Annotated in this window: 13 protein-coding genes; 7 read left to right on the top strand and 6 right to left on the bottom strand. The window is 70.4% G+C overall.

Annotated elements, in window-relative coordinates; genetic code table 11:
- Nucleotides 1–271: 271 nt before the first annotated feature.
- On the bottom strand, nt 272–1,039 hold the full coding sequence (locus ACEN9V_RS17950) for a winged helix-turn-helix domain-containing protein (protein ID WP_413601454.1): 768 nt from the start codon (nt 1,037–1,039) through the stop codon (nt 272–274).
- Nucleotides 1,040–1,456: 417 nt separating this feature from the next.
- Nucleotides 1,457–2,092 (bottom strand): uracil phosphoribosyltransferase, encoded by a 636-nt coding sequence (gene upp / locus ACEN9V_RS17955; protein WP_402729541.1) that lies wholly within the window; start codon nt 2,090–2,092, stop codon nt 1,457–1,459.
- Nucleotides 2,093–2,168: 76 nt separating this feature from the next.
- Here upp and ACEN9V_RS17960 point away from each other — a divergent pair, with 76 nt between their 5' ends.
- Nucleotides 2,169–2,600: a nucleoside deaminase gene (locus ACEN9V_RS17960; protein WP_402729715.1), complete on the top strand. Its 432-nt coding sequence runs from the start codon at nt 2,169–2,171 to the stop codon at nt 2,598–2,600.
- Nucleotides 2,601–2,604: 4 nt separating this feature from the next.
- On the opposite strand, the gene ACEN9V_RS17965 is transcribed toward ACEN9V_RS17960, so the two are convergent.
- Together ACEN9V_RS17965 and ACEN9V_RS17970 are read right to left on the bottom strand one after the other, a co-directional pair.
- Nucleotides 2,605–2,982 carry a hypothetical protein gene (locus ACEN9V_RS17965; RefSeq protein ID WP_413601455.1) on the bottom strand — a complete coding sequence of 126 codons (378 nt, stop codon included), beginning with the start codon at nt 2,980–2,982 and terminating at the stop codon, nt 2,605–2,607.
- 48 nt (nt 2,983–3,030) lie between these two features.
- On the bottom strand, nt 3,031–3,987 hold the full coding sequence (locus ACEN9V_RS17970; RefSeq protein ID WP_402729543.1) for a cation diffusion facilitator family transporter: 957 nt from the start codon (nt 3,985–3,987) through the stop codon (nt 3,031–3,033).
- A 65-nt stretch (nt 3,988–4,052) separates the two neighbouring features.
- Here ACEN9V_RS17970 and proC point away from each other — a divergent pair, with 65 nt between their 5' ends.
- Entirely contained in the window at nt 4,053–4,883 is an 831-nt protein-coding gene (proC, locus tag ACEN9V_RS17975) for a pyrroline-5-carboxylate reductase (protein WP_413601456.1), read from the top strand.
- A 66-nt stretch (nt 4,884–4,949) separates the two neighbouring features.
- Here the strand turns inward: proC and ACEN9V_RS17980 are convergent, their stop codons facing one another.
- Together ACEN9V_RS17980 and ACEN9V_RS17985 are read right to left on the bottom strand one after the other, a co-directional pair.
- Entirely contained in the window at nt 4,950–5,645 is a 696-nt protein-coding gene (locus ACEN9V_RS17980; RefSeq protein ID WP_413601457.1) for a potassium channel family protein, read from the bottom strand.
- On the bottom strand, nt 5,638–7,071 hold the full coding sequence (locus ACEN9V_RS17985; protein WP_413601458.1) for a TrkH family potassium uptake protein: 1,434 nt from the start codon (nt 7,069–7,071) through the stop codon (nt 5,638–5,640). The genes ACEN9V_RS17980 and ACEN9V_RS17985 overlap by 8 nt, the downstream gene beginning before the upstream one ends.
- Before the next feature lie 71 nt (nt 7,072–7,142).
- Here ACEN9V_RS17985 and ACEN9V_RS17990 point away from each other — a divergent pair, with 71 nt between their 5' ends.
- The 5 genes from ACEN9V_RS17990 to ACEN9V_RS18010 all read left to right on the top strand — a co-directional run bounded on the left by ACEN9V_RS17990 (nt 7,143) and on the right by ACEN9V_RS18010 (nt 8,904).
- A complete protein-coding gene (locus tag ACEN9V_RS17990) occupies nt 7,143–7,658 on the top strand; it encodes an ArsR/SmtB family transcription factor (RefSeq protein WP_402729546.1) in 516 nt (171 codons plus the stop codon).
- Between the two features lie 180 nt (nt 7,659–7,838).
- On the top strand, nt 7,839–8,033 hold the full coding sequence (locus ACEN9V_RS17995; RefSeq protein ID WP_281265160.1) for a helix-turn-helix domain-containing protein: 195 nt from the start codon (nt 7,839–7,841) through the stop codon (nt 8,031–8,033).
- A 129-nt stretch (nt 8,034–8,162) separates the two neighbouring features.
- Nucleotides 8,163–8,261, top strand: coding sequence for a 30S ribosomal protein bS22 (locus ACEN9V_RS18000; protein ID WP_003792170.1), 99 nt, complete (start codon nt 8,163–8,165; stop codon nt 8,259–8,261).
- 98 nt (nt 8,262–8,359) lie between these two features.
- Nucleotides 8,360–8,614, top strand: a complete 255-nt coding sequence (locus tag ACEN9V_RS18005) for a glutaredoxin family protein (RefSeq protein WP_281265159.1) — start codon at nt 8,360–8,362, stop codon at nt 8,612–8,614.
- The gene (locus tag ACEN9V_RS18010; protein WP_281265158.1) at nt 8,611–8,904 is read left to right on the top strand and encodes a Dabb family protein; all 294 of its coding nucleotides are present in this window, start codon (nt 8,611–8,613) and stop codon (nt 8,902–8,904) included. The genes ACEN9V_RS18005 and ACEN9V_RS18010 overlap by 4 nt, the downstream gene beginning before the upstream one ends.
- Nucleotides 8,905–9,034: the final 130 nt, after the last annotated feature.

Raw genomic sequence — 9,034 nt, forward strand, 5'->3', positions numbered from 1 at the left:
CGACACCGGGAGCCGGACATGCGCTTCCGACATGCGCTCCCGACGTGCGCTTCTGACAGATGCACGAGGGCCGGTCGCTCATCGAGCGACCGGCCCTCTCCCTTGCACCAAGAGTGTCCTGCAATCACATTCCGCAGACGCTGCCACAGCAAACACCGTCTGCACGAACGACTGTATAACGAAGCGGTAACGGGCGCCAGCCGGAAGTGCCGTCGTTCGCTGCGAGTTCACCAAGAGGGGCACAAGTGTCGGGTGTGCGCGCCCCGATGGCTCAGAAGAGGTCGGGCGACGGGGTCGACGCGTAGCGCACGGCGACGTCCGCGTGGCGGTCGAACCGGTAGCCGACGCCACGGACCGTGCGGACGATCTCCTCGAACGCGCCGAGCTTCGACCGGAGGCGCCGCACGTGCACGTCGATCGTGCGCTCGTTCGGGGTCTCGTCCTCGCCGTCCGACCAGAGCCCCTCGATGATCGCCGAGCGGTCGACGGTGCGTCCCTCGCGGAGGACGAGGAACTGCAGCAGCTCGAACTCCTTGTACGTCAGGGGAGCGGCTTCACCGTCGAGCACGACGCGCTTCCGGGAGATGTCGATGACGACGCCGGTCTCCTCGGGCTCGGGCTTCTCGGCCTGCTTGCGGGCGGCGACGGCCGAACGGTCCTGCAGCGCCAGGCGGACGACGTCGACGTCGCGTCCGCCGGAGTTCTCGGCGGCGACGGCGACTGCCGCGTAGGTCTCGGCGGTGGGGACCAGCTGCGCGGTCAGCGCCTTGAGCTGTTCCACGACCGCAGCGAGCGTGGTCCCGGCGGCTGCGGCCTTCTCCTCGTCGATGCCGACGTAGAGCGCGAAGCCGCGGGCCTCGGTGCCCTCCGGGAGGGCGCGGTTGCGCTGCGGGGCAACCACGGGGCTGGTCGGGATGGTTGTGGCCTCCGGCTGGACGGCGCCACGGCGGGGACGGATCGGCGTGATCGTGCCGAGGTCGACCGGCGCCGGGGCGGCGGTGCGGAGCGAGGTGCGAGGCTGGGCGATGGTGAGCGACATGGTGGTTCTCCGGGCGATGAAGGTGTCGAATGCGTCGGCCCGGGTACGGCTGTGCCGATCGACGGAGCGTCGATGCGCCCTGCGGTCCTGCTGCGGACCGGGGCGGACCCGGGGGGAGTGGTGATCGACCTCGCGACGAACGTGCGCGTCGTCGGTGGTCGTCACCGGGGGATCACTCGCTCGCGACCGGGGTGGTGTCGCGGGGGATCCGGCTGGAACGGGTACCGATCAGGCACACATTCGACAACGCATGACGGCCATCGCCGGCATCATCGTGCCGGCGGTCCCCACTGCCCCTGCGGAGGAGCACGCCTTGGAGAAGACGCGGGTGGACACGGTTGCAGTCATGTCCATGAGTATCGGCGGTATACCAACCCGCTGTCAACCGTCCGAGCGGACGGTCCGCCGCGCCTCGCGCTACTCGGCCAGGCCGTAGAGACGGTCGCCGGCGTCGCCGAGTCCCGGGATGATGTAGCCGTTCTCGTCGAGCCGCTCGTCGAGCGCGCCCAGGACGATCGTGACGTCGCGGTCGGCGACGGCGTCCTCGACGGCCTTCAGACCCTCCGGGGCGCCGAGGATGCACACGCAGGTGACGGATTCGGCCCCGCGGGCGAAGAGGAAGTCGATCGCCGCGGCGAGGGTGCCACCGGTCGCGAGCATCGGGTCGAGCACGAAGCACTGCCGCCCCGTGAGGTCGTCGGGCAGGCGCTCGGCGTAGGTCTGCGGCTCGAGGGTCTCCTCGTTGCGCGCCATGCCGAGGAAGCCGACCTCTGCCGTGGGGACGAGCTTGACCATGCCCTCGAGCATGCCGAGCCCGGCACGCAGGATCGGGACGACCAGCGGGCGGGGCTTGGCGATGGAGACGCCCATCGTCTGTGCCACCGGGGTCGAGATCGGGGTCGCCGTGACCCGGACGTTGCGCGTGGCTTCGTACGCGAGGAGCGTGACGAGCTCCTCGGTCAGCGCCCGGAAGGTCGGGGAGGGTGTGGTCCGGTCGCGGAGCACCGAGAGCTTGTGGGTGATGAGCGGGTGGTCGGCGACGTGGACTCGCATAGGGTCGAGCCTACCGTGCCGCCAACCGCCAGGAGGTCCCGTGGAAGAGCCGGCAGCCCGCCCGTACCTCGCCGCGATGGAACGCGCGCTCGAGGAGGCCAGGGCGTGTCTGGCCACGGCGGACGTCCCCGTCGGCGCCGTGGTGCTCGACGAGCACGGCGCGGTGGTCGCGACCGGGCGCAACGAGCGCGAGGCCACGCAGGACCCGACGGCGCACGCCGAGGTGCTCGCGCTGCGGGCAGCCGCACGGGCGACGGGGGACTGGCACCTGGAACGGCACACCCTCGTCGTGACGCTCGAGCCGTGTCCGATGTGTGCCGGTGCGATCCTCGCCGCGCGCGTGCCGCGGATCGTCTTCGGCGCGTGGGACCCGAAGGCGGGAGCGTCCGGCAGCGTCTACGACATCGCCAGGGACCGTCGTCTGCCGCACCGGTCCGAGGTCGTCGCCGGTGTCCTCGAGGCGGAGTGCGCGGCGCTGCTCGACGACTTCTTCCAGCAGCGCCGCTGACGCGCTACTTCCAGAGCACCGCGATGAGCACGTTGACGATCGCGAGCGCACCGGCCGAGTGGAAGAACGGCAGCGCCGCCTTCGCCTTCGCGGTCCCGGCGTCCGCCCGCTTCTGGCGTGCACGAGCGACGAACGCAAGGACGAGCGCCACGGCGGCGATGACGAGCTTGACGCCGAGCTTGGCGTGGTTCGCCCCGCCGTCACTCGTCGCGTCGATGATGCCCATCATCCCGAGGCCGGTCACGAGCTGCGTGACGAGACCGGTGATCACCCAGAACGTCTGGAAGCCGCCCTTGCGGCGCATCTGCACCAGGAACGCGCCGATCACGGCCGCGAGGCCGATGAAGTGCAGGACGAGCAGGACGTTGAAGAGCACCGACATGGCTCCATCGTGGCGGATCGCCAGACGGGTCCGCCACGAAGGGGAACCTCAGTCGGCTGCCCTGATGACGATCGCCTCGGTGGGCGGACGCGGACCCGTGCGGAGCACGTCCGGCTCGACGTAGATGACCCGTGCGATCGGCACGGCCGCGCGGACCCGCTGTTCGACCGTGTCGATCCCGGCGGCGACGTCACCGAGCCGGCGGTCCCCGTCGACGGCGACCTTCACGCCGACCATCAGCTCGTCCGGACCGAGGTACAGGGTCTTGATGTGGATGATCGACTCGACCTCGGGGCCGTCGAGCACCGCGGCCTTGATGCGCTGGACGTCGGCGGCCGTCGCACCCTCGCCGACGAGCAGGCTCTTCGTCTCCACGCCGAGCACGAGCGCGACCGCGATGAGCAGCACCGCGATGAGGATCGTGCCGATCGCGTCGAACACGCCGTTGCCGGTGAGCACCGTCAGCCCGACGCCGAAGAACGCGAACACGAGGCCGCAGAGCGCCGCGGTGTCCTCCAGCATGACGACGGGCAGCTCGGGAGCCTTGGCCCGGCGGACGTACTGGACCCACGACAGCGCGCCCTTGTGCGGCTTCGCCTCCTTGAGCGCGGTCCGGAGCGAGAAGCCCTCGAGCCCGATCGCGATGACGAGCACCACCAGCGGCAGCCACCAGTTCTCGAGCGGGTGCGGGTGCTGCAGCTTCTCGATGCCCTCGTACAGGGAGAACACACCACCGACGGAGAACAGCACGATGGAGACGACGAACGCGTACACGTAGCGCTCGCGTCCGTACCCGAAGGGGTGTTCCTCGTCCGCAGCACGCCGGGCGCGTCGTCCGCCGAGGAGCAGCAGGAGCTGGTTCGCCGAGTCGGCGAGCGAGTGCACGCCCTCCGCGAGCATCGATGCCGACCCGCTGATCGCCGCGGCGACGAACTTCACGATCGCGATGCCGACGTTCGCGCCGAGTGCGGCGAAGATGGCCCGGTTGCCTCCGGAAGCGCTCACTGTGACCCCTGTCTCCTGATCTGCTGCACGATCCTACGCAGCCGGTCGATCGGTAGGGTCTGGGCATGACGATCGAACTCCCTCGCACCGCCCTCGTCGGCGTCGGATCCATGTCCGGCGCGGTCCTCGACGGGCTCCTCGCCGCCGGACTGTCCCCGGACACCGTGGTCGTGACGACGAAGTCCGAGTCGTCCGCCGCCGCCCACCGGGAGCGCGGACTCGACGCCCACGCGACCGACACCGACGCCGACGCGAACCGCGCGGCCGTCCGCGGCGCGGCACTCGTCGTGCTCGGCGTGAAGCCGTTCGCGATCGGCGACGTCCTCGACGAGATCGCCGGCGACCTCGAGCCGGGTGCCGTGGTCGTGAGCGTCGCCGTCGGTGTGACGACGAGCGCGATGGAGGCGAGGGTCCCCGACACCGTGCGGGTCGTCCGTGCCCTCCCGAACACCCCCATCGGCGTCGGTCACGGCGTCACCGGGATCAGCGCTGGTGCGTCGGCCGACGCGGAGGCCGTCGCGCTCGCCTCGAGCCTCTTCGACGTGTCCGGCTCGGTCATCGAGGTGCCGGAGGACGAGCTCGACGCCCTGTCGGCGGTGTCCGGCTCCGGTCCCGCGTACGTGTTCCTGTTCGTCGAGGAGTGGCAGCGCGCCGCCGAGTCGCTCGGCTTCACGCCCGAGCAGGCGGCGACGATGGTGCAGGGGACCGTCCGCGGCGCGGTCGAGCTGCTCGAGCGGTCCGGCAAGGCGCCGTCGGAGCTCCGGCGCGCGGTGACGAGCCCGAAGGGCACCACCGAGCGCGCGGTCGCGGTGCTGCAGGAGGCGGATCTGGCGGACACGCTCCGCCGTGCCGCGGACGCGGCGATCGCGCGCGCCGAGGAGCTGTCGAAGCTCTAGACGGAACCAGGAGACGGACGGGAGGGTCGTGGCGGCGCCGCCACGAGCCTCCCGTCCGTCTCCGCCCTATTCCAGGGCCGCGAAGCGTTCCAAGGCCGTCGTCGAACCGGACACGATGATCACGTCGTGCTCGCCGATGACGCTGTCCGGCGTCGCCGGCACGAAGGCCTCACCGGGCGGCTTGATGCCGAGCACCGTCAGTCCGAACCGCGTGCGGATCGCGGTGGTGCCGAGGTCCTTCCCCCGGACCGCGCGCGGCGGGAACATCTTGACGACCGCGAAGTCGTCGTCGAACTCGATGAAGTCGAGCATCCGACCGGAGACGAGGTGCGCCGTGCGCTCGCCGGCCTCGCGTTCCGGGTAGACGACGTGGTTCGCGCCGATGCGGGACAGGATCGTGCCGTGCGAGCGGCTGATCGCCTTCGCCCAGATCTGGGGGATGCCGAGGTCCACGAGGTTCGCGGTGATGAGGACGCTCGACTCCAGGTCGCTGCCGGTCCCGACGACCGCGATCGGGAAGTCCTGCGCGCCGATCTGCCGGAGCGCGTCGATGTCCGTCGCGTCGGCCTGGACCGCGTGCGTGACGCGGTCCGACCACTTCTGGACGAGCCCGGCGTCCGTGTCCACGACGAGGACCTCGCGGTCCTGCCGTTCGAGCTGCCCGGCGGTGGCGGCGCCGAAGCGGCCGAGACCGATGACGAGCACCGGGGCGTCGTGGCTGACGGCACCGAGCGGGTGCTGCTGGTGGGTTCGGTCAGCCAACGATCGGCCTCTCCTCTGGGCGGCGGAACAGTTGCCGGCTCTGGCTGGCGGCCAGTGCTGCGGCGATGGTCACTGTACCGACACGACCGAGGAACATCGTGGCCGCGAGGACGTACTTGCCGGACTCCGGCAGGTCGGCGGAGACCCCTGATGACAGGCCGCACGTGGCGAAGGCCGAGATCACCTCGAACAGCACCCGGTCCAGGGACTCGTGCGTGATCTGCAGCAGCACGACCGTGGCGACGGCGACGATCGTGGCGCCCCACAGCACGACGGCCACGGCGACGCGGAGCACGTCGCTCGGGATCCGTCGGCCGAACGCCTCCATGCTCTGCCGGCCGCGCGCCTCGGCGACCGCCGCGAGGAACAGGACCGCGAGCGTCGTGACCTTGATGCCACCCGCGGTCGATGCCGAGCCGCCGCCGATGAACATGAGCATGTCGGTGACGAGCAGGCTCGAACCGTTGAGCTGGTCGAAGTCGACGAGCGAGAAGCCGCCTGACCGGGTCATCGTCGACAGGAAGAGTGCCTGGAACGCGGTGCGGCCGGCACCCTCCTCACCGAACGTGGTCGGGTTCGAGGCCTCCAGCGCGATGTAGACGATCGCCCCGCCGACGAGCAGCACGGCGCTGGTGGCCAGCGTGAGCTTGACGTGGATCGGCCACCTCCGCGGCGTGCGGAGCTGCTTCGTGAGTGCGCGGATCACGGGGAAGCCGATCGAGCCGGCGACGACGCCGACCATCAGCAGCGAGAGGAACCAGTAGTCGTGCGCGAACGGGTCGAGGCCGCTGGCGTTCGGCGAGAACCCGGTGTTCGTGAACGCCATGGCCGCGTAGTAGAAGGAGTCGCCGACGGCCGTCCAGAAGGGGATGCCGGCGATGAGCACCGACGGCAGGAGCAGGAGTCCCAGCACGATCTCGATCGACAGGGTGCTCACCGCGACCGTCGCGAGCAGCGTGCCGACCTCACCGAGCCGGACGGCCTGCCCCTCCGGGACGGCACCGTGGTGCGTGCGCAGCGGGTTCGAGTCGCCTGCCGCCATGAGCTTCGCGCGGAGCCCGAGCTTCCTGGTCACGAAGAGCCCGAGGATCGACGCGAACGTCAGCACCCCGACCGCACCGATCTGCGTCCCGATCACCACGAGCGTCTTGCCGAACACCGACCAGTGCGTGGCCATGTCGACGGTGGACAGCCCGGTCACGCAGACGACCGACGCCGCGGTGAAGAGCGCGTCCGCGAAGTGCGTCGACTGGCGATCGGCGGTGGCGATCGGCGTCATGAACAGGAACGTGAACACGAGGATGAGCGCGACGAACACCATGATCGCGAGGCGCGACGGCGAGGAACGGAGCACGGTCCCGATCCGGGAGGCCCGTCGCCGGGCAGGGCTCGCTGAGACGGTCGGCGGCTCCGTGCGGTCGAGCATCGTATGCCTCCGGGGACATGGGCGGGACGCATCGCATGGTACATCCGCGCCGGGCCGGTTAGCCTTTCCCCATGGCCGACATCTTCAGCGTGGTCGCGGACCCGACGCGGCGGGAACTCCTCGGGGCCCTCCTCTCGGCCTACGGCGCCGACGCGACCGGCGGAGAGCTCAGCGTCGGTCAGCTCGTCGAGAAGCTCGGGGTCAGCCAGCCCACCGTCTCGAAGCACCTGCGTGTCCTCCGCGACATCGGGCTCGTCACGAGTCGTGAAGAAGGGCAGCACCGGTACTACCGGCTCGACCCGGAACCGCTCCTGCACATCGAGGAGTGGGTCGTGCCGTTCACCGGAGCGGTCGACGCCGACGGCACCCCGGCGACGACGGCGTGGACCCTCGACGGGCAGCCCGTCTCGGTCCGCCGGAACGGCGCGGCCGGCAAGGCGACGGTCGAGGTCGGCACCGAGCTCGGGCGCGTCATGGCCGAGGCGTCGTACCGCGCCACCGCGGCGTTCTCGGGCGCCCAGCAGGGCTGGGAGCGGGTCGTCGAGAGCTCCCGGCGGCGGTTCACGAAGCGCGGCGAGGACGACTGACCTCACCCGTTCCGGGTGGTCTGGCACGGCGTGCTGTGCGGTGTTCCGCACCGTCCGTCCAGCGACCTCGACGATGCTGGACACGGGGGCTCACGCGCCCCTACAGTTACCAGTGACCACTCAGGTCACACATGAACTCCCGCGCTCGGGACCGAGCGCGAGCCCACCCGAAGGCGGACCATGACCGGCAGTTTCGACGACGTGCGCTTCCTCACCGTCGCTGAGGTCGCCGAGATGATGCGCGTGTCGAAGATGACCGTCTACCGCATGGTGCACGCAGGCGAGCTCCCCGCCATCCGGTTCGGCCGGTCGTTCCGGGTGCCGGAGTCCGCGGTCGCAGCGGTGCTGCGCGGCGGGATCGCGGACGTCGGCTGACCCGATCGGGTCAGCCGAACTCGTCCGTTCGACATCACAGCGGCCCTCCGGTAGGATCGGGCAGGTTGATTTTCCGCGGCTTCATCGGCCCGGTGTCCGTACATCAGCATCAGTCCGAGCGAGGTCCACATGGGTTCTGTCATCAAGAAGCGTCGCAAGCGCATGGCGAAGAAGAAGCACCGCAAGCTCCTTCGCAAGACGCGTCACCAGCGTCGCAACAAGAAGTAAGTCGCGAGACTTGCCGCAGAAGCCCCGGTTCGCCGGGGCTTTCGTGTTCCCGGGGGCCACTGCCGAGACGACGCTCCGAGCGGCGCTACGCTGATCCCATGCCAGCCGTGACGCTCCTCACCAAGCCCGGATGCCATCTCTGCGACGACGCCCGACCCGTCGTCGAACGGGTCGTCGCAGCGCATCCGGGGGTGACGCTCACCGAGACGTCGATCCTCGACGACGACGCGCTCCGACTCGAGTACGCGGAGGACATCCCCGTCGTGCTCATCGACGGTCGCGTCCACAGCAACTGGCGCGTCGACGAGGACCGCCTCGTCCGCGCACTCGAGCAGGCAGGAGCCTCCGCATGATCCAGCACGTCGTCTCGTGGACACTCCGGGAGGACCTCGACCGGGCGTCCTCCATCGACCGGATCCGGACGCTCCTGCACGGACTGATCGGCGTCGTGCCGTCGATCCGCACGCTGCAGGTCGTCGAGAACGTCGCCTACCCCGGGAAGAACCAGGACGTCGCCGTGGTCGCGACGTTCGACGACCTCGCCGGGCTCGACGAGTACCAGGTGCACCCGGACCACCAGGCGGCCGCGGCCGAGATCCGTGGACTCGTCACGGGGCGGGCCGCCATCGACTGGCAGAGCTGAGCCGAGCCTCCCGTCCGCCGCGCGCGTGCCGGTGCGAACCGCCCTCGCACAACCGAAAGCGGCTCGCGCCACGGGAATCCGTGGTGCGAGCCGCTTTCGGTTGTGCGGACGGACACGGGGCCGACGGAGC

The sequence above is a fragment of the Curtobacterium sp. Curtsp57 genome (assembly GCF_047324335.1).
GTDB lineage: Bacteria > Actinomycetota > Actinomycetes > Actinomycetales > Microbacteriaceae > Curtobacterium.

Coding starts and splice junctions, on each gene's coding strand:
- ACEN9V_RS17950 (WP_413601454.1), bottom strand. CDS start 1,039: ATGTCGCTCACCATCGCCCAGCCTCGCACCTCGCTCCGCACCGCCGCC.
- upp (WP_402729541.1), bottom strand. CDS start 2,092: ATGCGAGTCCACGTCGCCGACCACCCGCTCATCACCCACAAGCTCTCG.
- ACEN9V_RS17960 (WP_402729715.1), top strand. CDS start 2,169: ATGGAACGCGCGCTCGAGGAGGCCAGGGCGTGTCTGGCCACGGCGGAC.
- ACEN9V_RS17965 (WP_413601455.1), bottom strand. CDS start 2,982: ATGTCGGTGCTCTTCAACGTCCTGCTCGTCCTGCACTTCATCGGCCTC.
- proC (WP_413601456.1), top strand. CDS start 4,053: ATGACGATCGAACTCCCTCGCACCGCCCTCGTCGGCGTCGGATCCATG.
- ACEN9V_RS17985 (WP_413601458.1), bottom strand. CDS start 7,071: ATGCTCGACCGCACGGAGCCGCCGACCGTCTCAGCGAGCCCTGCCCGG.
- ACEN9V_RS17990 (WP_402729546.1), top strand. CDS start 7,143: ATGGCCGACATCTTCAGCGTGGTCGCGGACCCGACGCGGCGGGAACTC.
- ACEN9V_RS17995 (WP_281265160.1), top strand. CDS start 7,839: ATGACCGGCAGTTTCGACGACGTGCGCTTCCTCACCGTCGCTGAGGTC.
- ACEN9V_RS18000 (WP_003792170.1), top strand. CDS start 8,163: ATGGGTTCTGTCATCAAGAAGCGTCGCAAGCGCATGGCGAAGAAGAAG.
- ACEN9V_RS18005 (WP_281265159.1), top strand. CDS start 8,360: ATGCCAGCCGTGACGCTCCTCACCAAGCCCGGATGCCATCTCTGCGAC.
- ACEN9V_RS18010 (WP_281265158.1), top strand. CDS start 8,611: ATGATCCAGCACGTCGTCTCGTGGACACTCCGGGAGGACCTCGACCGG.